Below are 26,201 nucleotides of genomic sequence, written 5' to 3' on the forward strand. Positions count from 1 at the left end.
ATCGCGTATTGGTCAGCCATTCGATTCACGCCGATGGCCACCAGAGGACAGAATGCCCTTATGCAAACACAATCATTGCACCACACTGGCGGCCCATTTCTGATTCGGACGAGCATCAACGATGGCGATCCGGTCGATCGTCGTGAGCTCTGCCGCTCGATTCGTCGTCTCGGCGGCATACAAACCGACGGCGGTTTCGCATCTCCCCCACGGCGGTGCAGCGGGCGGTGGCTTGGGAAATCCTCGGTGAGAAGTATGGCACGAGGTACATCGCCGCAGCGCGTCACCAGGGGATGGAAATGGCGGGGTTGCGTAAGAGTGGTTACGTGCGGTGCCGGCATTACAGCGTCGAATTCATCGGCGGCCCGTTCGATGGTCATGTCGAAATGTTCCCGTTCCGGCAGAGCAGTTGCCCCAAGATCTGATGTGGTTCGTCGGCGCAAACGTCTTTCACATCCTGGACGGGAAGGGCGAGCGACCGAAGGAGCCGATTACGAGCATTGCAGTTTATGAACGCAAACGGCGACGGGCTGTATGGTGTTACTTGTTCGTCGGTGCAATGTCACCCCAGGAATTATGCGAGCAGCTCGCTCACGGCGATTTCTTTGTCGGGCCGGCGCCGCGTTCAACTTTGCGTTGCAAGACGAAGCACTGATACCAGTGCGACTAACGCCGCTTTAAGCTAAAGTCGCCGGTGAACATCTCCTGATGTTCAAGGACGAACGCTTGCACGTCCGTTGTTGACGCCGTGATCAGTTTGCGGCCATTGAACGTCGCAAACTGGATGGCGCCAGGATGGTCGGTCAAGTATTTGTCAAACCACTTGTAGTCGATGGCGGCTAACTCCAATTTCAGCTCGGTCCGCTTCACCCGATAGATCGTATGGATCGGCACCAGGTGGAACTTGTAGAAGCCGGCGGTATCGTCCTCGGTTTTTTGCTCTGGGAATAAATCGAGGAACAGCGTTCCGTTCAAATCGGCAAGACGGGCGACAAAGCGTCCCTGGTGGCCATCCTTGTCGGTGTACACCAGCCGATACGACTTCGCATCTCGTTTGGTGAATTCCCACGTGTCTTGTCCATTGGCCTGTACCCACGTCCCCAGCACGTTCGCATCAAAGACCAACTGCTGGTCCGTGTAGACCGGATTCAACGACGGGATATATCCCGCCAGCAACGTCAGCGCGACGAGCGCCCAACAACGCAGTTTCGTCTTCATGGCAAGCTCCTTTCGTATGCGGACTGGTCAATTGAACGAGCCAGCTCGCGGACCGCTCGCGAGATCGTAACCGAATAGGGTGCGTCGCCTTCAATCTGCTTCAGACGCGGCGGCAGTTGGGAAAGATTCTCGGCGGCGTACTGGCGCAACTCAAGCAACGGCTTCGCGGTCCCAACTCGCTGTCCGTTGTTCATTACTTCGCACAATAACGGCTGGCCGGGGTGCGGATCGCCCTGCAATGTCACGACGTCGCCCGCCATCACTCCTTCCACGAAAGCTCGATAAACCTGCTTGCGCCCTGGCCAAGTGGCCTTTCCCTCCGAGCGCTTGCGTCGGGGACGGCCGGCGTACTCTTGCAGCTTGTAGGCACAATCCAAGTACGGTGCGTCGGCCGAGACGTCCAGGCGACTGCCGATCCCGAAGCCATCAATCGGCGCGCCGGAGGCGAGCAAGTCATGCAGTTTGCACTCGTCCAGGTTGCCGCTGGCAAAGATCGTAACGTTCGGCAACCCACCGTCATCGAAGATGCGGCGCACGCGGCGCGCGTGCTCGGCCAGGTCACCGCTATCGAGGCGGACTCCTTTGACTTCGATTCCCTGCGCATTCAATCGCCGTGCCAATTCGACCGTCTTCTCGGCCGCGGACTCGGTGTCGTAGTTGTCAAGCAGCAGGACAACATTGTCCGGATTGGCCAGCGCGAAATGCTCGAACGCTTCGACCTCATCGTCATGTGCCTGAACGAACGAGTGGGCCATCGTGCCGTAAACGGGTACACCGAAGCGTTGACTGGCCTGTACGGTCGCCGTGCCGGAGAAACCCGCCAGATAAGCTGCACGCGCCGCCAGCAGCCCGGCCTCAGCGCCGTGAGCCCGACGCATGCCAAAATCGACCAGCAGCTTGTCGGGCGCCACCAGCACGGATCGCGCTGCTTTCGACGCGATGAGTGTTTGGAAGTGCAAGATGTTGATCAGGCGGGATTCGATGAGTTGCGCTTCGGGAAGCGGCGCGGTTACGTGGAGGATTGGTTCGTGAGCAAAGAAAATCGTGCGCTCCGGCATCGCGTGGACATCGCCTGCAAATCGCAGTTGTTCGAGGTAGGAGATGAAGTCCTTCCGAAAGTGACCGCACGACGCAAGCCAATCAAGTTCATCCGGCTAAAATCGCAGGCTTTCCAGATACTCCAGCGCTTGTTCCAGGCCCGCCGCTATGAGAAAGTTTCGAGCAGGCGGCAGCTTGCAAATGAAGAACTCGAAGACAGCCGTCTCTTCCATGCCCTGCTCGAAGTAACCTTGCAGCATGGTCAGTTGATACATGTCGGTAAGTAGCGCACCCGTGTCCGGGAGCGGGAGGTCGAGATAGGCAGTGCCAAGCACAAACACGCCCATTGCCCGTAGCCTGGCAATGGCGTCGCGACCTTGCTGCGGATTGAGAGACGCAATGCAATCGTCGAGTAAAACAACTTCGGAACCAGCGAGCATGGCATCTTGAGCTGATTCGAAGATGCAGTATTCGGTCGCAACACCACACAAGAACAGGCGCTGTATGCCATGTTGCCGCAGCCAGTCAGCTTAGCCCGTTTCTGAATAAGCGGAATACGCTTCCCGGTCGCGGTTCGTGCCCTTGGATACAACGAGCGCATCGCTAGGAAGCTTTAGTCCCGCAGCGAATTCAGCTCCCGACGTGTCTTGCACACAATGCGGCTCCCAGCGTCCGCCAAATCCGGTGAACGAACAATGGTCGCGAGGGTGCCAGTCGCGCGTTGCCACGACAGGGCAACCAAGGCGATGGAATTCGTGAAGAACTTGGTTCACCTTGGGCAACACGATGTCGGCTCCCTGAACCGGTAGCGAGCCGCTCGACAAGATATCACGTTGTAGGTCGACGACGAGAAACGCGTCGCCCGTGCGCGGTGAGAAGACGTGCGTGTTATCTGTGTCTGACATTCGCTTACTCATCTAACTGCAATTTTGAATTTCGACGTGCCCTTCTGACAGGACGACGGAATCGTTCGGTGGCGCCGGCTGGCTGGTCCAGGAAGCTGAACTCGTCCTCCTGCGCAAAAGGAAAGAAGCGGTTTCTATCTTACAAGCGTGATGTTGAACGTCGGTCAACAAACTGATAATTCTCCTTGAGTCAATCGCTTCGTGAACTGAGAGATTCCAGACAGCTCCTGGTTGACGATGTCATTCACTTCGTGCTGGACATCGCCAAGTGTCGCGCCGGCGCTCAAGGCCAACTGAATCGACGTGGACCAAGGATTGTCGAGCGGCTGGCCGATGCGGCTGCAGAGCCACACGTAGACTTCTTCGATCGCATCCGACGAGTGGTAGATTCGGTCAGCCGTTTGATGAGCGAGCAAGTTGTAGATCTTGCCGACGTGGCTCACCGGGTTCTTGCCCGCGGCGGCTTCCAGCGTCATGGGACGGCTGAGGCTGATCAGGCCATTCACTCGATTGCCACGACCGACTTGACCGCCATCCCCGCTTTCGGCGCTTGTACCAAGGACGGTCAGGTAGAGTCCGTCTTGGCCACGAGAGGGATCGTCGAGAGCGTTGACGACGACTTCGACAGCGTCCAAGTCGTGGAGCTTCGATCGCAAATACGAGAGCAACGACTCTTTCACGGCGGCCTTGCGATGCAGATAGGTCTCTTCCTCCCAGATAAACTGGTCGATGAAAGCAATGGCCACGGTTAAGTGCAGCTTTCGCCCGTACCGGGCACCCATCACCTTCACGTCTTCGCCCGTCTCCGGAAAGTCGTGTTTGAAGGACTTCGAATTGAGAAAATGCTCGGCGGACAGCACCAGGTGCTCCGTCTCGCTGAGCGGAGCGAATCCGACGCCGACTGATGTGTCGTTGGCCGTGATCTTGTCACGGTCGAAGATGCCGACCAGCTCGGCCGACCCTGGCCGCAACTCGTTCTGAATATCCAAGTGCACGTCCGGCTTAACGTGCCGCAGATGTGTTTGGAGCCAATGCTCGGCCGCCGCCTCCACAATGTCACCGACAGGAAGCTTCTTGCCTTCAAAGGTGTCCGTAGCCCGGTCGCCGACGAACAGACGCATCGGTGCCAAGACTTTGCCGCCGCCAAACTTTGGTTCGGTTTGGCCGGCGACCAGAAGTCCCTTATCGACGTTGAAGTGCAAAACGCGCCCCGCGGTTTCGAGATACGCTCCCGACAACGCTACCGCAATGGATTCCATTACCGAGTCGCAGACGGTGTCCGGGTGCCCTATCCCTTTCCGTTCGACGTATTCGGCCGCCTGACGGGACATCGGCGTTTGAGAAGTCGCGGCAATCTGAGTTGCGTCCATTGTTGCCTTTCAAGAAACCGACGTGTTCTCCAACAGATTATGGCAAGAGTGTTGAGCAGGCATGTATCGGCAAAGGAATGAGTTTGTTGTGGCGGAAACCACCAATGGCAAGGTCGCATGCGACGTACCCAACAGTCTGGCCCGCTATGAGCGGGGAACAAACCTCTTTTCTGGTTCGTTCCTGCCCGCCTATGGGAACACGAGCTGTGGCGATTTGCAACTCCGTCGTGGTGATTTCCGCCATTGAAGATTCCTGGATTTGCCGATTTCGTGCTTCTACGCCACCGGCGACAATTGCGGTGCGTCCGTGATCGACGTTTGTAATGCCTGTCTTGGAAACCAGTGTAAACGTCGATCAGGACAAGTGCCTGGCTGTGCTGAATTCATCCAATAACGACCACGCCATCGTGCTGTTGAACGAATGACGCTTGGCAATTGAACCTGCGCGCAGGAGAACAGCGATGTCGAAAATGATTGCTTATGACCAAGACGCCCTGGAGGCCATCAAACGCGGTGTGGGCACGCTGTCGCGCGCGGTCACCAAAACCCTCGGTCCGCGCGGTCGAAATGTTCTGCTGCAAAAGAGCTTCGGTCCTCCGGTGGTTACCAAGGACGGCGTCACCGTGGCCAAAGAGATCGACTTGGAAGATCCCTTCGAGAACATCGGTGCTCGCATAGTCCGCGAAGTGGCTTCAAAAACGAACGATGTGGCGGGCGACGGAACTACGACCGCCACCGTGCTGGCCGAGGCTATCTTCAACGAAGGCTTGCGGGCCGTTATTGGTGGGATTCGGCCCGTTCACATGAAACAGGGCATCGAGCAGGCGGTCGACGACATCGTCGCGAAGCTCAAAGCGAACTCCGTGCCTGTCAAGGGTAAAGACGACCTGACCAAAGTCGCTTCCATCGCCGCCAACAACGATCCCACCATCGGCCAACACGTGGCCGACGCGCTCGACAGAGTCGGCAAGGACGGGGTCGTAACACTGGACGAAGGAAAGACGATGCGAACCGAGATCGAAGTTGTCGAAGGAATGCAGTTCGACAAAGGTTACCTGTCGCCGTACTTCGTCACCGACGCGTCCAAGATGGAGTGCGTGCTGGAAGAGCCGTACATTCTGGTCCACGAAAAGAAGATCACCAGCATCAAGGACATCGTGCCGCTGTTGGAGAAGGTGGTTCAGGCCGGCAGGTCGCTGTTGATCGTCGCCGAGGACGTGGAACGCGAGGCGCTGGCCACGCTGGTGGTGAACCGTCTGCGCGGGACGTTCCAGTGCTGTGCGGTCAAGGCTCCCGCCTACGGAGATCGCCGCAAAGCGATGATGGAAGACCTTGCGATTCTGACTGGCGGCACAGCGATCTTTGAAAGCCTGGGGATCAAGCTTGAATCGCTGCCGCTGACCGATCTCGGACAGGCAAAACAGGTGATTGTCGACAAAGACAACAGCACGATCATCCAAGGCGCCGGCAAGACGGCGGACATTCAGGCTCGCATCGCTCAAATTCAGCACGAACTGGAGAAGTCGACCAGCGACTATGACCGCGAGAAGCTGGAGGAGCGGATGGCCAAACTGACCGGGGGCGTGGCCAAGATCAACGTCGGCGCCACAACCGAAAGCGAGCTCAAGGAAAAGAAATTCCTGTACGAGGACGCGATCAACGCCGCGACAGCTGCCGCCGACGAAGGCATTGTGGCGGGCGGCGGCGTGGCGCTGTTGCGGGCCTCTCAAGCGTGCCAGCCGACCGGCCTGAGCCACGACGAAGAAGTGGGCTACAACATCGTCCGCAAAGCATGCCGCTGGCCGCTCACGTGCATCGCCGAGAACGCCGGCCAGGACAGCAGCTTGATCTGCGAGAAGGTCGCCGAGAGATCCGGAAACCACGGCTACAACGCGATGACTGGCAAGTACGAAAACCTGGTCTCCACCGGCGTGATCGATCCAACCAAGGTTGTGCGTTGTGAACTGGAAAACGCCGCGAGCGTGGCAATTCTGTTGCTCACCAGCGACGCTCTGATTGCCGAAAGGCCGAACGAGGAAAGGGCTGGGCGCGGTCAGGGTGCCAACTACGACATGTACTAACAGACACGGCGATTTTTACGAACGCGTCGCCCGTTCATCGCAGGCGCAACCGATCCGCGGCTCAAACGTCGTCCCGCGTTCCACAGTCAGTCCGGCTTCTTGAACAAGTCGAGAAACCGGTCCTCATATCCATCGAAGACATCGAGCCGGTCTAATTCCCGTTTCAACTCGTAGGCTTTCGATCGGTCCCGCCGAGCTTGCTCGAAGAGTCGTTCGATGAGACGCTCATCTTCGGGACTGAGTCCTTCCGCTTCCGGTAGTTCGAAGCCAAGCGAGTCCTCTTCCTCGGTTGGCATCTGTTGTTCCATCGCTCTTTCCACCTCCGCCAGAATCTCGCCCAGCTTCTCCTCCATAGCTTGAGCCTGTTCGGATAACTCCGCCGTATCGATCTCGATGTCGGCGATCATGGTGAAGACCTTCAGCACAGCCAGAGACGCCTTGGGGAAGGGAAGCTGAGCGAAGATGTGCGGCATTTCGCCGAGCAAACAGGCGCCGCGCAGCCCCATCTCGGCGGCGGCTCCGAAGACACGCGAATCGTGTTCGGGATGCATTTGTGTGGCCATCGCCGCGAACGTGAAGACCCGCTCGACTCCGAGCTCGCGGGCGTATTCGATCAGCCGGCGGCAAAATGCGTACTTGCCGCTCGGCGGCTGGGCCTCGCCGATGAACACAATAATATCGTGCCGCTGTTGCGGGTCCATCCAGACGAACAGCCGACTTCGCGGCAGACGACCCGTGCGGATCAACCCGCCTTTCACCTCGACGTGTTCGACATCGAACAACTCACGTGCCGAGAACTCGGCAAGCAGGTGCATGCCGAGTTTGGCCATCAGATAGTAGCCGGCGCTGATTGCAACGTGTCCCATGCCTGGCCAGACAGCGACCAGCCAGGGCTTATTGAGTTTCAAATCGTCCGGCATTTCCAGAACCGTCGTGTGTTAAGTCTTAACTTCGATGTGACGTGCGGTCGCCTCGGCGGTCTTGGGCAATGTGATTTGCAGCACGCCGTCCTGATACTTGGCCTCGACTTTGTCATCCTGCACGCTGCAGGGCAACATGGCGGAGCGAGAGAACCGCCCACAGCGTCGTTCGATGCGATGGTAGGTCTCTTCCTTTTCTTCCTTCTCCTCCTTCCGTTCGCCGCTGATCGTCAGTTGATTGCCGCTGACCTGAATGTCGATTTCTTTTGGCGACACGCCCGGTAAATCCATGCGCAAACTGATGGATTTGTCCGTTTCGCTCATGTCCAGCGGCGGAGCGAGCAACTGCGTGCCCCAGCCGTCGCCTTCCTCGCCCCAGAATCGTTCCAACATGTCTTCCATCTCACGGAAGGCCGACAACGGTCCGCGGCGGAACCAGGGCGCCAAAGCTCCGCCTCGTTGGGTACTCAGTGTTCCCGCCATGATTTTCTCCTTCTTACTTGGTGGGGATGTGTCATCCAGTACGACGGCAATCGCGTAGGACGCAGTGCGGACGTGACCGATTATCGCCGTCGAGACGAACGACTGTGAATCGCGGAGGAAATGAATATCGAATGGTGGAAACCGCCATGAGGCGTTTTCTTGCGTTCGTCGTGGCGGTTTCCGCCATCACTGAATCATCTGGCACGCGATTTTGCCGACGTCATTTACGCCCGATAATCGTGTGATGCTCGAAGATTACTATGCCAACTCAGACGTATGCGCACGGATGGTGGAGTTTCTCGGTGGAGACTCGCCGGACGATGCGACGAGCGTCCACATCACCGGCGAGGGACCTTCGGCGGACGTGGGCTTTGTTCCCCGATCGCCGGGAGATCTGTGGCGATGCCTTGACGAGGGGCTGGATGTCGGCAGGTCGCTGTGGGACCGCAGGTCGTTGATCGCGCACCTGGACATCGAATATGTCAACTTCGACTTGCCTGCTGAGCCGTACGTTGAACCGGCACGCTGCTTCGACATCCAACGGCCCGTTGTCCACGCGATTCAGGAAGTCTTGCTTGGGTACGGCATTGCACCGCTTCATCTGCTCACCGGGCGCGGGCATCATTTCGTCTGGCGAATTGATTACCATTCGCCCGCCTTCGAATCCCTGACCGCGATGGGGCAGCTTCCCGAAACTCTGCGGTCCAAATACGCGCAGCCGCACGCACCGTGCGGTGAAAGCGTTGATCCGCGTTTGGGCGCCGCGTTTGCTAGCCTTGCGCTGGTGATGGAAAATGTGGCGCACCGCGTGTTGGAAAGATCGGCGAGCATATGTGGCATTCCAGTGATGTTGACTGCCGTCGAAGCCGGACCAAATGGACGCGGTCGTGAGGTAGTTTCCATCGATCTTTCCGAGTACGGTGACCCGCTCCACACACGCGGCGTTCGTATTCCCTTTTCCACGTATCTCAAACTACACCAGCAACGGTGGATGCTAGGCGACGTGGTGGAGGAGTTGCCGCCGTTGTTCATGATCCCGCTCCACGAGATGGACGACCGCCAGGGACTCTTCGCCATGCGCGATGTGGACCAGGTCCTAGAGATCGCCCGCCGTGGTTCGGTGCAGATTCCCGACCAGTCACAGGCCACTGAAAGGCTCGTGGCGGACTATAACGGTTCGCGGCTAGCTCGCTGGCACGATTACTTTTACTCCGCCGAGCACGACCCATGCGAAGCGTGGCCGCAGACCTATGACCGCACTCCTCGGGCACCCCTGCCGCGGTGCGCACGGATCATTCTTGAACAACCGAACGAACGGATGCTCAAACCGGCGGCTTTGCAGCATATCGTGCGGATTCTGCTGGCGGTGGGCTGGCATCCGCGGCACATTGCTGGGCTCTTTCGCTCGAAATACGAGCGCGATTTCGGCTGGGGTGAGAAATGGTATCGCTACGACGCCGCCACACGTGCCGATTTCTACGTTCGACTGTTTGCCGGTCTGTTCGCGACCGGCCACGACGCCCTCGTCGATCTGAATTGTCGATCATGCCAGGAAAAGCGATACTGCCCAGATGGATCGTGCAACGATAACCTGTCGAGATTCAGGGACCTGCTGCTGACACGGCGTGACAATGGAGAAGCCCGGTTTCTCGACAACGCCGATTGTGCTGCGGCAAGGTAAGACTGCGGAGGCCTGCAATGCACTACAACTTTCGAGATGACGAATGAACGACTGGCCAATCGGTCTATCGACAGGCTGCTTCTACCAGACAAGTATCTTCGATTGCCTGGAGCACATCCGCAGTGCGGGATTCGCGTTAATCGAAGTCTGCTCCTTTCCGGCGCATCTGGATTACCACGACTCGGAAGCGGTCAACCGAGCTGCCAGGCTGATTCGCGATTTGGAACTTGATCCTTATTCGTTTCACGCGCCGTTTGCGGAACACATCGATTTAACATCGCTGGACAGTCAAATTCGCGACAAATCACTCGCCGAGATGCTCAAGGCTGCGGAAGCCGCAGCTGAACTTGGCGTGCGCCACTTCGTCATTCACCCTGGACCGGAGAACGCGAACATTCCCAACGACCAGCGGCTCCGACGCATGGACAACGCTGCGGGCGCGCTCAACCAACTCGCTCAGCAGTGTCGTCAACTCGGCATCAGCCTGGTGCTGGAGAATATGCTGCCGCATCTCTTCTTTGGCCGCGCGCGGGACGTGCTTTGGATCCTGGGTGCGCTCGATACGACCGAGGTCGGAATCTGTCTGGATACGGGGCACGCACATCTGTCCGGTGATCTTCGCACTGTGGCGCACAAGCTGTCGGGCCACCTCTGGATGATCCACGCCAGTGACAATCACGGCAAGCACGACGATCATTTGCCGCCCGGAGAAGGCGAGATTGCATGGGAAACACTGATCGACCAGCTTTCACGACTCCATTTTCACGGCGCTTTTATCCTTGAGATCGCGGGAAGTCCTGATATCCCTGGGACGCTGGAGCGCGCCCGCCATGCGCGCCAGTTTCTTTGGCAAGTGGCGAGGCGGCGCCTCGACGATCGTCAATCGTCGCGAGGAGCCGATCCATGAAAGCCATGTTGATGCGAGGCACCGTATCGCTCGACGAGACCGATGCTCCACTTGAACTCGCCGACATTCCGGAACCGACGCCAGGTCCAGGTGACGTGCTCTTGCGCGTGATGACATGCGGCGTCTGTCACACGGAATTGGACGAGATTGAAGGCCGCGCCCCGCCGTCAAGACTGCCGATCATCCTCGGCCATGAAGTGGTCGGCCGCGTCGTGGAGCTTGGCCGTGGAGTGACTCAGCATCAGGAAGGGGACCGTGTCGGCGTGGGTTGGATTCACCACTCGATAGGCGGCACGGATGAAAACCTGAGCCCTGACTTCCGCGCGACCGGCCGCGACGCCAACGGCGGCTACGCTGAATACATGACCGTTCCGGCGGATTATGCCTACCCCATCCCCAGCACGTTCTCCAACGAACACGCCGCCCCGCTGTTGTGTGCCGGCGCCATCGGCTATCGAGCGCTCAAGCTGACGAATCTCGTCGACGGCCAGCGGTTGGGGCTTACCGGCTTTGGCGGGTCGGCACATCTGGTGATCCAATTGGCCCGCCACATGTTCCCCAACAGCGACGTGTATGTCTTTGCCCGTGACGCAGAGGCATGGGCGTTTGCTCGCCAGCTTGGTGCGGCGTGGTCTGGCGACACGTCAGAGCGGGCCCCACAACCGCTCCACGCCATCATCGACACCACGCCCGCCTGGAAACCAGTTGTCGAGGCGATGAAGAACCTGACGCCCGGCGGCCGGCTGGTCATCAACGCCATCCGCAAGGAAGACGCGGACAAAGCGTATCTTCAGCATCTCAACTACCACGAAGACCTGTGGATGGAGCGTGAGATTAAATCGGTCGCCAACATCACTCACCACGACATCCGCGACTTCCTGCCTGTGGCCGCCGCAATCCCGATTCAACCCACCATAGAGACATATCGTCTCGAAGAGGCCAATCGTGCGCTCGTGGAGCTAAAATGTGGTCAAATCCGAGGTGCCAAGGTGCTGGCAATCGGAGGTTAGTGTCGCGGCGACGGTATTGCGAAGCTGGGTGGAGCTTGGCCCAAAGTGAGGATCTGCGATGTTGAAGGACAATTGTGGCAACCCGCGTGTGTGGGGCCGGTTGACCGAATTCCTCGACGGCGATTCCTCTTCTTGAGGTTGCCTAACGCGGGAGCCTGTTGGATGACGGTTGCGTCACGCCGATTGACGGGGCAGCGTGATTAGGAATTCCGCTCCGCCGGGCGTCACCTTGCCGCCGACAGCCATCTGCCCACCGTGCGCTTCGACAATGCGTTTGGAAATGGCCATTCCCAGGCCGGTTCCTTTTGTTTTGGTTGTAAAGAACGGTTCGAACATTCTGCGGCGCTGTTCTTCGTTGAGGCCCGTTCCATTATCTCGGTAGCACAAATCGACAGCCGCTCGTCCCTTGAATTCCGTATCCGACAGCAGCAATTCGATTGAAAGCGGATCTGCGCAGGCGGCGAGGGAGTTCTCGACCATGTTGCGGAACACCTGGTTCATGCGAAACGGATCGACTTCGCAGCGCGTATCACAACCGTTGTTATTGGGGCGAAGTCGAATCTGGCGGCTCTTGTGTGACGCCGATATGTCGTTGAGGACTTGTCCAACAAGGTGATCTACGCGGCACAGCTCGCGTTCAAGCGTGATGCGAGCCGCATAGCTGCGGAGTTCTTCGTAGAGATGATGAAGGTCATCCTGCGCCGCTTGGGTGCGCGAGATGTACTCGAGTGCTTCGGGCCGGTCTTCAATTTCCATTGCCGCCATTTCCAGGTTAGCTACCATGCGCTGCAGGACATTACGGCTCTCTTGTGTGACGACGCCGATCATCTGCCCGATCGCGGCGAGCCGTTCCTCTTGCAACGCCCGCTCTTCGGCCTGCTTGCGGTCACTGATGTTGTGCAGAATGCCCGTGAAGAAGCGTTTGTCGCCGAGGCGCATCTCACCAACGGACAGGTGCATGGGAAATGTCGAGCCATCTTTGCGACGTCCGACGGCTTCCCGGCCGATCCCGATAATCTTCTTGTCACCAGTGGCCAGGTATTGTGCTAGAAACTCGTCGTCCTGGTCACGGTACGGCGATGGCATCAACATCGAGACGTTCTTGCCGATGACCTCGTTGGCGCGATATCCAAACAGACGCTCCGCCGCCGCGTTGAACGTATCGATGCTCCCCCGCTCGTCGATCGTGATGATACCATCGACCGCCGTCTGGACGATCGATTTCAAACGAGTTTCGCTATCCGTGGCCATCGCAACCCTTTCTTCCCGCTGCGCCATTACAGCGGAGTCAAATAGTTTATAGGCGAATCATCTCGGACGGATGCTGCTCAACCCGGTCGAACTAACCACGTCCAACTGATCGTCGATCTCGTTGACCCCGTCCAAGTCAAGTATCAACGACCAAAGGGCGTGCTTCAGACGATCCGTCGGCACACGTCCGCACACTTTCACTACTCCGTCGGAACATGCGCATTCGACTTCGCTGAAATAGAACGCATACGCGCCGTTCTCCTCAATCCGTCGGTTGATTGCCTCTTCAATAGCATGGTCCGACTCCCGCAGGCGCACTTTCCATTCGTCCATTGCTAACGTGCTCGATGCGCGCTCTTGATTGTCCGTCCGCTCTGCAATTTTGCTCATGCTGATTTTGCCTTTGTTTGTCTCAGGTCCGCCAATACGATCTCCGCTTCAACGAGTCCTGCGGCCGTGGAAACATCAGCGTGGCGTTCTTCCGACTGAATACGCCGATGGACTTCTTCGCGATGAATCCGCACGTGGCCCGGCGCGTTGAAAGCGAACTTAACACAGTCGCCGTTCACGGCGACGACGATCACTTCGATGTCTTCATTAAATGACGAGTCGCTGTCTTGCTTTACGACTGCGAACGAGCATGGTTTTCTTCTTCCATGGTTCCTTGGACGGCTGGTACGGTCGTTAAAAACATCCATTGTGAAGTTCTTCGACCAGCAGTTGCTTGAGCCGCTCGACGTTTTGTTGCTCCTGCTCTTTCACGTCGCACCAGAACTGTCGCAAGTTGTCGCGCCAGTCGGCATTGGCAATGTATTGATCGTACCGCCAAAGGGCATCCAATCGACGGCTCAACTCATGGATCAAGTCATGGTCGTGGTCGGCGCACTTGCACGTCTCACCGATGTGTTCTAGTTTTTGCTCGGCTGAAAGTGTCATTGTTCATCTCCAGTGATTGAATTTCGAATTGTCGTATAATGAAGCACGTTCCGTGAAATAGGACGATTACGCCCGGTCAACTTCCACTTGGTTGTCGATAATTACGATGCCGTCGACGCGACGCACAACCGTTTGTGCGATCTGTTTGAGATGGAAACTCGGCAGGCGGCCGCGGAGTGTCAGCGTGCAATCTCGCACTTCGCATGACACTTGGCGGACCGCGTGGTAGGCCGAGTTGTGTAACTCGGCTCTTGCCTGAGTTTCCAGCATCCCGTCGCGTTCGGCCTGAGCTTCAACGACCGGGTCGGTGATTGCAGCCGGGCGAGTTGGCGGAGCGCCTTCTACTTTGGTGCGACGCCGCTTCGCTGAGCGGCACTGAGGTTGGATAACCGCGTTCGTATCCGGCGGCAATTCCAGGGCTGGGCCGATCGACATTGCCAGTCTCCGTACCGACATCTGCCGTCGGCTATTGGCTATGAGGTTGCGAATTGAATTGACAAAGGATCGTCATTATGCAGTCTGCGGCGTTGCCTCTAAATCGCGTGGAACAGTAATCTCGGATGGCGGAATCCACTACGACTCGGCTTGCGGCGGACGATGCCGAAGTCGCCTTGTCTTAGGTTTTGACCTCTATGTGCTTGGCCGTGGCCTCAGCGGTTTTGGGCAAGGTGATATTCAACACACCGTCCTGGTAGCTGGCATCGACCTTGTCATCCTGCACCTCGCAGGGCAGCATGATCGACCGAGAGAATCGCCCACAGCGTCGCTCGATGCGATGGTAGGTCTCTTCCTTTTCTTCCTTCTGCTCCTTCCGTTCGCCACTGACCGTCAATTGATTGCCGCTGACTTGAATGTCGATTTCTTTTGGCGACACGCCCGGCAAGTCAATGCGCAAACTGATGGCTTTGTCCGTTTCGCTCACGTCCAGCGGGGGCGCGAGAAGCTGCGTGCCCCAGCCATCGCCTTCTTCGCCCCAGAATCGTTCCATCAAGTCTTCCATCTCGCGAAACGCCGACAGCGGTCCGCGTCCGAACCAGGGTGCCAAAGATCGGCGTCGTTGGGTAGGTTGGGTCGTTAGTGTACCAGCCATGAATTCCTCCTTTTCCTTCTCCTTAGCCAAATGCAGTCGCGAACGTCGCAACTACCACGACACCGATTATCGGCGCTGCCCAGCGTCTGGAAATCGTGGAAGGAATGAATATCAGATGGTGGAAATCACCACTGTCGCCTTGCCGGCCTGTGGTGGCCCTGATCGTCCAACGCCACTCTTCGTGGTGCGTCAGCCATCGCCGAATCATCTAGCGCGGCGCAGACAACGGTTCATCGCGTGCGCAACTGCTCCGCCGTCCAAACGTTTCCGCCACTGACCGCGATGTGAATTGCTTCGATCAATTCGTTCTTGTGGACGCCTTTGATGATGTAACCGCGGGCGTCGAGCTCGATGCTGCGGCGCACGTAACCCGTGTTGTCATGACAAGAGTGCATCAGCACAGGCAGGTCGGGCTTCACGGCCTTGATCTGGCTGAGCACTTCCAAGCCGTCCATTTCCGGCATGTCGACGTCCAGCAGCACGGCGTCGATGTCTTCTTCGGCCACGATTCGCAGAGCACGCTGGCCACTGGCGGCCTCGGTCGTTTCCAGTTCCGAACTGCGCAGCGCATACCGCAGTCCTTCGCGCACCATCTCGTGGTCATCCACGATTAACAGTCTCACGTTCATGTCGCCATTCCTTGTTAAAGGCTGGGCTTCCGGTGCCTTATCTCGCCGCGAGGAGATCGCTGACAACGAGTCAAGTAGTGCCATTTTCGGTTCCTCTGGCAGACTGAGGACGCGCCTGCGTTCATTCTTCCGCCAACATGTAGCGCGATTCGGGCGTCTGAAGGCGACGCCGCCCGTCTGTGGTTTCGCGAACCATTTCGAGCAGCTCGTGCAGACGAGCGGCGATCACCAGGCGTACGGACATTGCGGTCTTTCTTGGGCGCGTGTTTGGCGTTAAGTAATAAACACGATTGTCGTTCGACGCTCGCGATCAAGTAATCAAGCGGTTTACCAGTCTCCGGTGGCGGATTCCGCGATATGGTGGATCCCGCCATTCCAGTCTTGGTGATTTCCACCATGCTCCGCGCGTTCGCGAAAATGCGTGGCTCCCACAAGCTTTGTGAAACTGGTAGGATGTGCGAATGAATCGTTACTTCTGGTTGGGTTCGCCGGATCGGAAGTCGAGTTCGCCAAGAGTTTGGCGAGCGAATTGAATGACTAAGTCCGGCGAGTTCGGATACGTGCGTAATGGCCGCGGACCAATAAGGATGTGTTGTGCGCGAAGAGAAAACACGCAAGCGCGAGTCATCGGCAGAGGATTCATTTCAAGCGCGGCGTCACACACAGGTCTTCATGGACTCAACTAACACGATTTTCATCAAGGACCTCGACGGGAAGATCGTCGATGCCAATGCGGCCGTTGAGCGACAGTACGGCTGGAAGCGCGACGAGTTGCTCGGCCAGTCGCTCAAGATGTTGCTGCCAGACGAAGAACACGAGGAATTCGACAACCGGATGACCCGCTGTCTGCGCGGCGAGGAAGTGCACGGTGAGGAATCCACGCGACTGACCAAGGACGGCCAGCGTTTGACGGTGCTGGTGACACACACGCTGCTGACCGACGAAGCCGGCAAGCCGAACGGTGTTGCCTCCATCTCGGATGACATCACGGAACTGAAGCGAACTCAACACGAGCTGCAAACGCTGAATGAATCGTTGGAGCAACGGATCGCCGAGCGGACTGAGAAACTGCGGGAAAACGAAGAACGCACCCGCGCGATCGTCAACACCGCCACTGACGCCATCATCACGATCGGCGAAGACGGCATCATGAGTGCCGTCAATCCGGCAGCCGAGAAAATGTTCGGTTATGCAGCCGATGAAATCATCGGCCAGAACGTCAACATCTTGATGCCATCGCCTTATCGCGAGGGGCACGATCAGTACCTTGCCAACTACCTAAAAACGGGTGAGGCGAAAATCATCGGCATCGGCCGCGAAATGGCCGGGCGCCGCAAAGACGGATCGACGTTCCCCATCGACGTAAACGTCAGCAAACATCACGATGGGACGCAGTGGCTGTTCACCGGCATCATCCGCGACATCACCGAGCGGAAGGCGTTGCAAAAACAGATTCTGGACATCGCCGCGGAAGAAGACAGACGCATCGGCCAGGACCTGCACGACGGCATCGGCCAGGAGTTGACCGGCTTGGGATACGTCGCTCAGGCGCTCGCCGACACCGTTGCGAAGACAGAAGGCCGGCTTCTCGAAGAAGCCGGGCTTGTTGAGCTGCGCGAGACAGCCCCCAAACTGGCTGACGGCATCGGCCAGGCTCTTTCGCACGTGCAAACCGTTTCGCGCGGTTTGGTGCCGGTCAAGCTCGGTCCGCACGGCCTGCGAGATGCGCTGCAAGGCCTGGCGGCCCAGACCGACGCCTTGCCGGGGATGACTTGCGCCTTGAAGTGCGAAGAGCCGCCGGAGCTCGAAGACGCCGCCACCGCAACGCACCTCTACCGCATTGCCCAAGAGGCGGTCAGCAACGCGCTGAAACACGGCCATCCGGAGCACATTCTGATCGCGCTGGAAGCCACCAGCGAAAAACTCACGATGCAAATCGCCGACGACGGTGCCGGTTTCGATCCGTCGGCCGTTCCAGCGACAGGCATGGGTTTGAAGACAATGCGTTACCGCGCCGGCCTCATCGGCGCAACGTTCGACATCCAACCCGCCGAACGAGGTGGGACGCTGATAACCTGCACAGTTTATCAGGGGGGGGTAACTTACAGTGAGTGATAGCAACACGCCAGCAAAGATCCTGATCGTGGACGACCATCCGATGGTGCGCGACGGGTTGGAGACAAGGATCTCGAACGAACCGGATCTAACGATTTGCGGTGCATCAGATGACGTTGCTGATGCACTCCGCCAAATTGCCGAGCTGCATCCCGACCTGGTGATCCTCGACATTTCGCTCAAGAGCAGCCACGGCATCGACCTGGTCAAGAAAATCCGCGGACGCAGCAGCAAGGCAAAGATGCTGGTCCACTCGATGTACGACGAGTCCGTCTACGCCGAACGTGCGCTGCAAGCCGGCGCGCACGGCTACCTCAACAAACATGCCGGCCGCGAGACCGTGATCGAGGCGATTCGCACGATCCTCGCGGGCAAGACGTACCTCAGCCCGGAAATGACAGAGCGCATCGTGAGCAGCCGCGTTGGCAGCACGATCGAACCAGGCAAATCCCCCATCGACAATCTCTCAAACCGAGAGCTGGAAGTGCTGCAACTCATCGGCGAGGGCCTCACCACCAGCGCCATCGCCGACCGCCTGCACCTGAGCGTCCACACGATCGACACCTATCGCGAGAAGCTCAAGATCAAGCTCAATCTCGCCAACAGCGCCGAACTGAACCGCTACGCGGCGCAGTGGGTGTTGGAAAACGGCTGACCCTTTGTCTGATCAATGGTCCGGAATTGTCTGAGCTGTCAACATGGCGGATTCCACCAATCTGGGTCCGCTTGCCGCTGGATTCATTTTCGCGTTCGTCCCCTCGTTGACGAAACATCTGTGAGAGCATTACGGCGAACAATACGAGGAATGGGCCAGATGTACAAAAGTGCTGGTCCCATTTGTCTACTGATCTACGTGCAGCCATAGATTGAGTATGTGTCAAACGAAATCAACAACACAACTTCTGGATCGCGGCCGCCTCTGCCGCGCAACGTTAGGCTGCTCGGTTGGGCAAGCTGTCTGAACGACATCGCCAGCGAGATGTTGTTTCCGCTGCTGCCGCAATTCCTGATCACGGTTCTCGGCGGAAATCGGTTTTACTTGGGGATCATCGAAGGCGTTGCCGAATCGCTGGCCAGCTTACTCAAGCTTGGCTCCGGAGCTTGGTCCGATCGAGCCGGCAGACGCAAGGGCTTCGTGTTATTCGGATATGGATTTGCCGCGGTTGCGAGACCGTTGATTGCCCTCGCGACGATGCCTTGGCACTTGTTCGTCGCACGCATCGGAGACCGAGTTGGCAAAGGCATTCGCACGTCGCCGCGCGATGCAATGATCGCGGATTCGACCGGCCCCGATGTGCGCGGTTCCGCATTCGGGTTTCAGCGCGCGATGGACCATTTCGGAGCCGCTGTCGGACCGGTCCTGGCTGCGCTGTTTCTTTGGGTCTGGCCGGGAAATTTGCGTTTGCTGTTTGCCCTTTCACTGCTTCCCGGCTTGGCGGTCGTTACGCTCCTGCTCGTTGGATTGAAAGAGCCTCAACAGATTGAAAAGTCAGAACGCGTCAAGTTGAGTATGAAGCCGTTCGGCCGCAGTTTCCGCATTTACCTGCTGGCGTTGGTCATCTTTACGCTCGGTAATTCCAGCGACGCGTTCTTGCTGGTGCGCGCCAGCGAGCTGGGGGTTGCCACGGTCATGCTGCCCCTGTTGTGGTTTGCATTCCACATCGTTAAGAGCGTCGGGAATCTTGCTGTCGGGCGGCTGGTTGATCGAATCGGACCGCGGGCCCCGATGTTTGTGGGTTGGTTTCTCTATGCGGTCGTGTATCTGGCGTTTGCCTTGGCAACGGCGGCGTGGCACGCCTGGGCCCTGTTTCTCGCCTACGGCGTTTTCTATGCACTTACCGAGCCGGCCGAAAAGACGCTGGTCACGGATTTGGTTGGAAGCGCAAAAAAGGGGTTGGCATTTGGCTGGTATAACTTCGCGATCGGAATCTCGGCTCTACCGTCGAGTCTCGTATTCGGATACCTGTACGAAACGTTCGGCCCTCTGGCCTCGTTCGGCTGGGGCGCTGCGCTCGCCCTGCTGGCCGCGTTGCTGTTGACGAGCGTCAAGCCAATCCGCAATCATCCCGTTCGAGGCAGCAACGAATAGGCAAAGCAAACCGCGGCAACCGCGCTAGAACTTGCGTAACACCGTGCAACAACTTGCACCTGATGGCTGCGAGCTCTTGCATGCCAAATCATCACCCCTGATTTATCATTTGCTTCGATTTGCTCACTCGACATCCTCGCTGTTCTCCTTCGGAAGCTTGACACTCACCACCGCACATGGTGCGTGTCGAACTAGGGATTCGGCAACGCTGCCCATAATCAAATGCCGAAGACCCGTGCGGCCATGTGTGCCCAGCACAATCATGTCGACGTTCCCTTGCTTTGCCAACTTGATGATCTCGTCAGCCGGCTTCGTCACTTCGACGCTGCCTGGCTCGCCATACAGAAGCCGATGCTCAAATGGGACGTTGGGGTCGGGAGGGACAACCGCCTTGAGTTGCTTCAGTTCCGCTGGATTCGGTTCCGTCTCTTCGTTGAAATGCTCTCCCACCGGGTATTTTTCCAACATCGTCACATGGGCGATCAGCAGCTTGGCGTCCTCCTCGCGAGCGAGCGTAGTCGCCAGCTTGAGGACCTTGGCGCTGCCTGGGGAATAGTCGGTTGCAAACAGGATTGTCTTGGACATGGGACGTGTCTCCTTTCTCGAAAACGTTGGGGCAAACACCGTGCCAAAGCGAGCATTGCTACTGCGGCGAACCCCGTGTCGTATGGATGGCTGCTCGCGTGCCAATCAACGCAATGCGTGAGTCATGCAATCTCTTTTCGTTCAACCAGTAGGGTCTAATCCCGTCGACGGCGTAGACCGTGGTGTGGATGCCGTCGGCCCACGCCACCCGAATCAAGCGACTATCGCGACGAAAGCGGCACCCGCGTCAAACCTTGTTAAGACGACCGCCACAGCACCAATGTGCCCATTAGCCCGGCGTCTCCCATGGATCCAGTTCGTGCAGTTTGAGGAACATGGCGTAGATCTTGCGCGCCAAATCGGATGCCTCGTCCTCGCGCATGTCGTGGATCTTCTTGGCAGCATGTTCACCATAGCCGTAGGGCATCACGGCATCGCTGAGAGCGTATTTCAGCAGGTCGAACTCATCAACGAGCGACTTGGGCAGATCGTGATTCTGGTCGATGCCGCTAAGTTGGCTGGCGTAAGCAACCAGCAAGCGTTCCTTAATGCGATCTTTCTGATCGGTCAGGATGCCGACGGCTTTTTTTGAATCGTTCGCGAGCGTTTTCGGTGGTCATGACAGAGTCTCCACTATGCTATGTTTGCTATTGTTGAATCTCAGGCGTTTCCGAGCTGGTCTTGGCATACGTGTGTAATTCGACCGGATCCGTTTCCGTCAGAATCTTGTGGGCGTGAACTAGCTCAAGCGGGTCTCCGTGGGCGATCACTAACACATCACCCTCCTTCACTCGGTTCTGGTAGTGATGAATGTGTTCCTGATGCACCCCCCATCCTTTGAGCCCCGCGAGGAACGCACCTGCCGCGGCACCTACAATACCACCACCGATGGGCCCAGCCAGGAATACCGCGCCGAGGCCCGAGACAACCGTCACCGCAACGCCTGCCAAGACCCCAAGGATCGCTCCCAAACCAGCTCCAATGGCAGCGTCACGCGCCGAGTCGTCGCCGAGCGCAATGTCTTCCATGACTTCGGGTTGTTCCTCCAGAGGTCTGGTCACCAGCGATATCTGTTTAGCGGGGAAATCGCCTCGATCGAGGGTGTGAACCGCCTGCTGCCCTTTTTCTAAGCTTGCGTAAACCGCAACTACACATTCTTCACTCATGGCTATTTCTCCCTCTTCTTAATCGCGGGGTGACTACTTTCCAGACCATGCAAATCCGACCTGTGTCTTCCAAATAAAGACAGGCAAACTTCATGCCATTGAAGAACGGATAACGCCATCCAGGTCACCGAGGACTCCCATGACACGGCTTATTCGCGAAATGTCTTCTGCAATAGCGGGCGATCGAGGCGAGCTTCTCGAACAAGCCGGACGTGCTTGTGACATTCGACGCAACTGGTCGTCATTTTGACGTAACCCAGCGTGGCGGCGTCCAGGTTCTTCTCTTTTGCCGCTTTGGTGACCGAATCCGCGGCGCGACGAAACTGCTCACTGTAGTGGAGATAATCCGGAGTTTCGAACACTTGCCACTCTTCTGCCCGGCTGATCAAGCTCATTTCCTGGGCGTGCTTGGCAATCATGTCGTAATCTTCCGTGGCCAATCCTTCCAGCACCTTTTGCGAGTGAAGAAGTTTGACACGCATGAACTCCTGGACATTTGGCTTAATGTCATCGTCTTCCTGGCTTTGCACAGCTGACACCGTCCACGTCGCGAGCAAAACTGCACCTACGAGTAGCGTGAATAATTTCTTCATGGTTCATCCCTTTCCGGCGTCATTGATTGGTCGTGAAACAACTGTAGGACGGATTGCTAATCCGTCTTACCTGTGCGCGATCGACGGTTCAACGCAATGCGCCGGTGTCAACTGGTTTGCCGTGGCTTGGCGACGGCTCATCCCATCGTGGTTTTCCATTGCCGTTTGGCGACGGGTTCAAAAACGTACTGGCCAGTTCCAGGGGCACGGGGAAGACCAACGTCGTGTTGTTTTCGGCGCCGACCTCGACCAGTGTTTGCAGAAAGCGCATCTGCATGGCCATGGGATGCCCTTCAATCGTCTCGGCAGCTTCGCGCAGTTTGGTGGCCGCCTGAGATTCGCCGTCGGCGTGGATCACCTTGGCCCTCCGCTCGCGCTCGGCTTCCGCCTGCTTGGCCATCGCCCGTTTCATGTGTTCGGGCAGATCGACGAATTTTACTTCCACGAGCGAGACTTTCACGCCCCAAGGATCCGTGTGTTCATCGATGATTTCTTGGAGCCGTTGATTGATCGTGTCGCGTTCCGCCAGCAGTTCGTCCAGCATTGCCTGGCCCAGTACGCTACGGAGCGTGGTCTGAGCAAGTTGGCTGGTCGCGAAGTGGAATTGTTCAACCTCCAGGATTGCCCGCATCGGGTCGACGACTCGGTAATAGAGTACGGCGTTGACGCTCACAGAAACGTTATCGTGCGTGATTACGTCCTGGGAAGGCACGTCGTGCACGATGACACGCAAACTGACGCGCACCATGCGGTCGATCGGCCAAAACACAAAGATCAGACCCGGCCCTTTCGGCTTAGACAACACTCGGCCGAGACGAAAGATCACTCCGCGTTCGTATTCGTTCAGGACGCGAATGCAACTCAGGAGATACAGTACGATGATCCCCACAACGATTCCGGTAACTTGAAGCGGTAACATAGTTAGACTCCTTAAGTGGATGGTGATTCTTCCGGTGTAATGTTCGAGGTGGCCGGCGGGCTGCCGTTTGCGCTCACGAGCAACGTCAACCCTTGGCACTCATCGATGCGGACGGTCTCGCCAGCTGCAACAGGGAAAGCGCTTCGGGCGTTCCACCATTCTCCGCGCACCCCCACCCGTCCACGAAAGTGGTCCCCCTCGGCTTGAAACTTGTCGCTCGCCTCTGCTGCCAAACCCTGCATGCTCTCGCTGCCGGTCTGTACGCGGCTGCGCTGGGCCTGAATGATCCGGCTGACCAGGAACCCCACGACCAGCGCCGTGGCCACCGCAATCGGAATCAGGACCGACAGTGAAACCCTCATGAAGCCTGTCGGCGAATCGACCAACATGGTTCCGCCCAAAATCAGGCAGACGATGCCACCAACGGCAAGAATGCCGTGACTGGCAAAGAATGGTTCCGCGGCGAAAAGAGCCAGCGCCACGACGATCAAGGCCAAACCGGCGTAGTTGATCGGCAAAACAGACAGGCCAAAGAACGCCAAGACCAGGCTGATCACTCCCAGTGTCCCGGAAACGCCCCAACCGGGACTGAACAGTTCGTGCAAGATGCCATAAACGCCAAACATCATGAGCAGCAAGGCAACATTGGGATTGGAGATGACGCCAAGTAGCTTCTCGCCCCACCACTGTTCAACCGTGACAATCTCGGCGTCCGTTGTGCGAAGTTGCACGGTGTGCTCGTGAGCCGTACCAGCCCGCAGCGTGATCTCGCGGCCGTCGATCTGTTTCAGCAGGCTCGCGAGATCGGCAGCGATCAGATCCACGACTTGCTGCTCCGCCGCCTCGGAAGCAATGATCGACTCGCTCTTCTCGACGGCCCGCTCAGCCCACTCGGCGTTCCGATTCCGCAACTTCGCTAGCCCGCGGGCCCAGGCTTTGGTGTCGTTGACGATCTTCTCCTCCATAGGCGACGCAGCCGGAACCGTCTTGGAGGCGCCTTCGTCCTCTTTTTCACTCGGCTGCGGCATGGGATTTGGCGGCGTGATGGGCAAACCACCCATCTCGACAGGGTGTGCCGCGCCAATTCGCGTGCCGGGAGCCATCGCCGCCACGTGACTGGCCAGAGTGATAAACACTCCAGCCGAAGCCGCCCGAGCCGTGGAGGGCGAGACGTAAACAACAACGGGCACGGGACTGCCGACGATGTCCTTGACGATCCGCTGCGTGGAATCAAGCAATCCACCGGGTGTGTCGAGCTCGATCACGAGACACTGTGCGTTCGCCTCTTCCGCTTCGCGTAAGGCCCTTTCAATGAAATGGGCAACAACCGGCGTGATGGCTTCATTGTCCAAACGGACACGAACAACCACCGAACGGGCGGCGTTTGCGGAAGTCTGCGCCCGCGCCGTATCGGCTTCCGTAAAACACAGGGCAATGAGACTGAGTGTTACCAGCGCCGAACGCATGTTCCGCTCCTTGATCACGACTATCCACACCAGGGATACCGCAATTGTCTTCCTAGGCGGAGTTGCTGAGAATCGAATCCTTGACCAATTTCACTTGGCGGAATCCACCATTGATGGAACAATTGCGGGACGCGCGGCACGGTCTTTGCGAGAAAATTTCCGGCGCTGCCGGAGTTCTATCTCTCGCCTGAATCCGCAAAAGGTATGTTCGCGCCGTCGAGGCAGCCTCGAATTACGACAATGTGCTACGAAAGTCCTGATCAATTACCGTATGGCTGCATTCTGGCGATCGCGTTGTACGGCAGCTTCGTTGCCATCATCGGACTCGGCCTTTTGTGGTGCATTTTTGAAAGTCAGAATCGCTCTTGTAGGCCTGCACCTCGAGTGTCAAAGAGCGGTCACCTGTTCGCTAAGTCGCGTTTTGCCTGGCATAGTGGAAACCACCAGTTCAAAATGCGTTATCTTCGCGATTTTCAGGTCGAGCTGCGAATCAGATAATGGCGGCTATGTTCGAGTTGAGCGGGCTCGTAAGTAATCTACCTGACGACAAAATAAGGAGTTGAAAGTCATGAGAAAGCTACCATGGACGAGTCTGATGCTGTTTCTGGCAGTGACGGTCGTATCTTCGCAGACGGCCTTCGCCCAGGAACTGAAGAAACAAAGCGACGCCACGTCCCCCAAACAGGCACGCGCTGCCTACCTGGGCATCGCGGTCGAATCGCTGCACCCGGCGCTAGTAACTCATTTGCCCAAAACACTAGTTGACGGTCAGGGCGTTCTCGTGGCCCAAGTCGTGCCGGATTCGCCAGCGGCGGAAGCCGGGCTCAAGTCGCACGACATCCTGGTCAGTTACGGCGACCAAAAGCTGTTCTCGCCCGAGCAGCTTGTGAAGCTCGTCCATGCCGACAGGGCCGGAAACAAGATAAAGGTGGGCATCGTCCGCGACGGCAAGTTGGAGTCGCACACACTGACACTCGGCACGCAGCCCGAACGGGTGGCTCAACGACCAGCCGCGCCGAGTCACTGGTGGCAGCGTTTGCCGCACATCCCTTGGCACCTGCGAGCGCCGGGCGAAAAAGAGAAACAGAAGGAAGACGCAGGCGACTGGACGAGCTTCGATTCACTCACGCTTAGAAAACTTGACGACAACCACTATCGCGCGGAAATCGAATATCTGGCCAAGAACGGAAAGAAAGAACACCATAAATTTGAGGGCACGCGCGATGAGATCAAAGGCCAGATCAAAGCCGAGAAAGATCTGCCGGACAACGAAAAAGAGCATCTACTCCGTGGCTTGGACATGCACGAGCCCGTAATACCTGACTTCCGGTACGGACCGCCGTTTGATTGGGATCCCTTCCGCGACTTCGACTTTTGACCCAGTCGACGAGCGAGAATTCGCCGCACCGTCGTTACGATTTACTTTCTGGAGGTCGCCAACGGCGAGTTCAACCGTGACCCCGCCGAATACGTGCTGCAGAAACGATGATGGAGAACCGAGAACTTGAAGGTGGAATTTCCAAAGTCGTTCGACGATCGTGAGCTGCATCCCCACGCTTGGCGTGGCTCGAACACACCTAGCCAACCCGAGATGTCGCGCAAGCTTTGGGTAAAGTCGCATCTGCTTGCGGAGCGCGAGTTGGTTCTGACCGGTGTTCATCCTACCGGGCCGAAACGGGAGGTTTCTGCCTGCATAGCGGGCCGGAACGCTTCTTAACCCGAACGAGTCGACGCGACAGAGACAACCGA

General features: G+C 57.7%; 26 protein-coding genes and 1 pseudogene. 8 read left to right on the forward strand and 19 right to left on the reverse strand.

Annotated elements, in window-relative coordinates; genetic code table 11:
- Window positions 1-666 precede the first annotated feature (666 nt).
- The 3 genes and pseudogenes from Pan97_RS07880 to Pan97_RS07895 all read right to left on the reverse strand — a co-directional run bounded on the left by Pan97_RS07880 (window position 667) and on the right by Pan97_RS07895 (window position 4,531).
- Window positions 667-1,218: a hypothetical protein gene (locus Pan97_RS07880; RefSeq protein WP_144971559.1), complete on the reverse strand. Its 552-nt coding sequence runs from the start codon at window positions 1,216-1,218 to the stop codon at window positions 667-669.
- Window positions 1,215-3,173 (reverse strand): annotated as a pseudogene (locus Pan97_RS26790) (nicotinate phosphoribosyltransferase). Before Pan97_RS26790 ends, Pan97_RS07880 begins: the two are co-directional and overlap by 4 nt.
- 152 nt (window positions 3,174-3,325) lie before the next feature.
- Window positions 3,326-4,531, reverse strand: a complete 1,206-nt coding sequence (locus Pan97_RS07895; protein WP_144971561.1) for a methionine adenosyltransferase — start codon at window positions 4,529-4,531, stop codon at window positions 3,326-3,328.
- A 461-nt stretch (window positions 4,532-4,992) separates the two neighbouring features.
- Between Pan97_RS07895 and groL the strand changes: the two genes are divergently transcribed.
- Window positions 4,993-6,612, forward strand: a complete 1,620-nt coding sequence (gene groL / locus Pan97_RS07900; protein ID WP_144971562.1) for a chaperonin GroEL — start codon at window positions 4,993-4,995, stop codon at window positions 6,610-6,612.
- Between the two features lie 86 nt (window positions 6,613-6,698).
- On the opposite strand, the gene Pan97_RS07905 is transcribed toward groL, so the two are convergent.
- Both Pan97_RS07905 and Pan97_RS07910 read right to left on the reverse strand, forming a co-directional pair.
- Window positions 6,699-7,532 carry a PAC2 family protein gene (locus Pan97_RS07905; protein ID WP_144971563.1) on the reverse strand — a complete coding sequence of 278 codons (834 nt, stop codon included), beginning with the start codon at window positions 7,530-7,532 and terminating at the stop codon, window positions 6,699-6,701.
- A gap of 18 nt (window positions 7,533-7,550) precedes the next feature.
- Window positions 7,551-8,015 carry an Hsp20/alpha crystallin family protein gene (locus Pan97_RS07910; protein ID WP_144971564.1) on the reverse strand — a complete coding sequence of 155 codons (465 nt, stop codon included), beginning with the start codon at window positions 8,013-8,015 and terminating at the stop codon, window positions 7,551-7,553.
- A 244-nt stretch (window positions 8,016-8,259) separates the two neighbouring features.
- On the opposite strand from Pan97_RS07910, the gene Pan97_RS07915 reads away from it, so the two are divergent.
- From Pan97_RS07915 to Pan97_RS07925, 3 genes are read left to right on the forward strand one after another with little or no spacing between them, the layout of a single operon-like run.
- Window positions 8,260-9,696 carry a hypothetical protein gene (locus Pan97_RS07915; protein ID WP_144971565.1) on the forward strand — a complete coding sequence of 479 codons (1,437 nt, stop codon included), beginning with the start codon at window positions 8,260-8,262 and terminating at the stop codon, window positions 9,694-9,696.
- 43 nt (window positions 9,697-9,739) lie between these two features.
- Window positions 9,740-10,603 carry a sugar phosphate isomerase/epimerase family protein gene (locus Pan97_RS07920; protein WP_144971566.1) on the forward strand — a complete coding sequence of 288 codons (864 nt, stop codon included), beginning with the start codon at window positions 9,740-9,742 and terminating at the stop codon, window positions 10,601-10,603.
- Complete coding sequence (locus Pan97_RS07925) at window positions 10,600-11,613, forward strand: zinc-dependent alcohol dehydrogenase family protein (protein ID WP_144971567.1); 1,014 nt, start codon at window positions 10,600-10,602, stop codon at window positions 11,611-11,613. The genes Pan97_RS07920 and Pan97_RS07925 overlap by 4 nt, the downstream gene beginning before the upstream one ends.
- A gap of 174 nt (window positions 11,614-11,787) precedes the next feature.
- Here the strand turns inward: Pan97_RS07925 and Pan97_RS07930 are convergent, their stop codons facing one another.
- The 8 genes from Pan97_RS07930 to Pan97_RS27010 form a co-directional block, all read right to left on the reverse strand.
- The gene (locus Pan97_RS07930; RefSeq protein ID WP_165698658.1) at window positions 11,788-12,864 is read right to left on the reverse strand and encodes a two-component system sensor histidine kinase NtrB; all 1,077 of its coding nucleotides are present in this window, start codon (window positions 12,862-12,864) and stop codon (window positions 11,788-11,790) included.
- A gap of 57 nt (window positions 12,865-12,921) precedes the next feature.
- Entirely contained in the window at window positions 12,922-13,254 is a 333-nt protein-coding gene (locus Pan97_RS07935) for a BON domain-containing protein (RefSeq protein WP_144971569.1), read from the reverse strand.
- Complete coding sequence (locus Pan97_RS07940) at window positions 13,251-13,562, reverse strand: carbon storage regulator (protein WP_144971570.1); 312 nt, start codon at window positions 13,560-13,562, stop codon at window positions 13,251-13,253. The genes Pan97_RS07935 and Pan97_RS07940 overlap by 4 nt, the downstream gene beginning before the upstream one ends.
- On the reverse strand, window positions 13,549-13,800 hold the full coding sequence (locus Pan97_RS07945) for a hypothetical protein (protein WP_144971571.1): 252 nt from the start codon (window positions 13,798-13,800) through the stop codon (window positions 13,549-13,551). The genes Pan97_RS07940 and Pan97_RS07945 overlap by 14 nt, the downstream gene beginning before the upstream one ends.
- Window positions 13,801-13,866: 66 nt before the next feature.
- Entirely contained in the window at window positions 13,867-14,235 is a 369-nt protein-coding gene (locus tag Pan97_RS07950) for a BON domain-containing protein (protein WP_144971572.1), read from the reverse strand.
- Between the two features lie 181 nt (window positions 14,236-14,416).
- The gene (locus Pan97_RS07955; protein WP_144971573.1) at window positions 14,417-14,890 is read right to left on the reverse strand and encodes an Hsp20/alpha crystallin family protein; all 474 of its coding nucleotides are present in this window, start codon (window positions 14,888-14,890) and stop codon (window positions 14,417-14,419) included.
- A gap of 230 nt (window positions 14,891-15,120) precedes the next feature.
- Window positions 15,121-15,519 carry a response regulator gene (locus Pan97_RS07960; RefSeq protein ID WP_165698659.1) on the reverse strand — a complete coding sequence of 133 codons (399 nt, stop codon included), beginning with the start codon at window positions 15,517-15,519 and terminating at the stop codon, window positions 15,121-15,123.
- A 121-nt stretch (window positions 15,520-15,640) separates the two neighbouring features.
- Complete coding sequence (locus Pan97_RS27010) at window positions 15,641-15,763, reverse strand: hypothetical protein (RefSeq protein WP_261342371.1); 123 nt, start codon at window positions 15,761-15,763, stop codon at window positions 15,641-15,643.
- A gap of 350 nt (window positions 15,764-16,113) precedes the next feature.
- Between Pan97_RS27010 and Pan97_RS07965 the strand changes: the two genes are divergently transcribed.
- The 3 genes from Pan97_RS07965 (at window position 16,114) to Pan97_RS07975 (ending at window position 19,723) form a co-directional block, all read left to right on the forward strand.
- The gene (locus tag Pan97_RS07965; RefSeq protein ID WP_144971575.1) at window positions 16,114-17,634 is read left to right on the forward strand and encodes a PAS domain-containing sensor histidine kinase; all 1,521 of its coding nucleotides are present in this window, start codon (window positions 16,114-16,116) and stop codon (window positions 17,632-17,634) included.
- Window positions 17,627-18,289, forward strand: a complete 663-nt coding sequence (locus Pan97_RS07970) for a response regulator (RefSeq protein WP_241676369.1) — start codon at window positions 17,627-17,629, stop codon at window positions 18,287-18,289. Before Pan97_RS07965 ends, Pan97_RS07970 begins: the two co-directional genes overlap by 8 nt.
- A 219-nt stretch (window positions 18,290-18,508) precedes the next feature.
- Window positions 18,509-19,723 (forward strand): MFS transporter, encoded by a 1,215-nt coding sequence (locus Pan97_RS07975; protein ID WP_196782317.1) that lies wholly within the window; start codon window positions 18,509-18,511, stop codon window positions 19,721-19,723.
- 123 nt (window positions 19,724-19,846) lie between these two features.
- On the opposite strand, the gene Pan97_RS07980 is transcribed toward Pan97_RS07975, so the two are convergent.
- The 6 genes from Pan97_RS07980 to Pan97_RS08005 form a co-directional block, all read right to left on the reverse strand.
- Window positions 19,847-20,308 (reverse strand): universal stress protein, encoded by a 462-nt coding sequence (locus Pan97_RS07980; protein WP_144971576.1) that lies wholly within the window; start codon window positions 20,306-20,308, stop codon window positions 19,847-19,849.
- A gap of 289 nt (window positions 20,309-20,597) precedes the next feature.
- Window positions 20,598-20,846 carry a hypothetical protein gene (locus Pan97_RS07985; protein WP_144971577.1) on the reverse strand — a complete coding sequence of 83 codons (249 nt, stop codon included), beginning with the start codon at window positions 20,844-20,846 and terminating at the stop codon, window positions 20,598-20,600.
- A 109-nt stretch (window positions 20,847-20,955) separates the two neighbouring features.
- Entirely contained in the window at window positions 20,956-21,474 is a 519-nt protein-coding gene (locus tag Pan97_RS07990; RefSeq protein ID WP_144971578.1) for a hypothetical protein, read from the reverse strand.
- 149 nt (window positions 21,475-21,623) lie between these two features.
- On the reverse strand, window positions 21,624-22,067 hold the full coding sequence (locus Pan97_RS07995) for a hypothetical protein (protein ID WP_144971579.1): 444 nt from the start codon (window positions 22,065-22,067) through the stop codon (window positions 21,624-21,626).
- An 88-nt stretch (window positions 22,068-22,155) separates the two neighbouring features.
- On the reverse strand, window positions 22,156-22,986 hold the full coding sequence (locus tag Pan97_RS08000) for a slipin family protein (protein WP_144971580.1): 831 nt from the start codon (window positions 22,984-22,986) through the stop codon (window positions 22,156-22,158).
- 11 nt (window positions 22,987-22,997) lie between these two features.
- Window positions 22,998-24,452, reverse strand: coding sequence for an NfeD family protein (locus Pan97_RS08005; RefSeq protein WP_144971581.1), 1,455 nt, complete (start codon window positions 24,450-24,452; stop codon window positions 22,998-23,000).
- A 568-nt stretch (window positions 24,453-25,020) separates the two neighbouring features.
- Here Pan97_RS08005 and Pan97_RS08010 point away from each other — a divergent pair.
- A complete protein-coding gene (locus Pan97_RS08010; protein WP_144971582.1) occupies window positions 25,021-25,830 on the forward strand; it encodes a S1C family serine protease in 810 nt (269 codons plus the stop codon).
- The last annotated feature ends 371 nt before the right edge of the window (window positions 25,831-26,201 follow it).

It is taken from the genome of Bremerella volcania (assembly GCF_007748115.1).
Taxonomy (GTDB): domain Bacteria; phylum Planctomycetota; class Planctomycetia; order Pirellulales; family Pirellulaceae; genus Bremerella; species Bremerella volcania.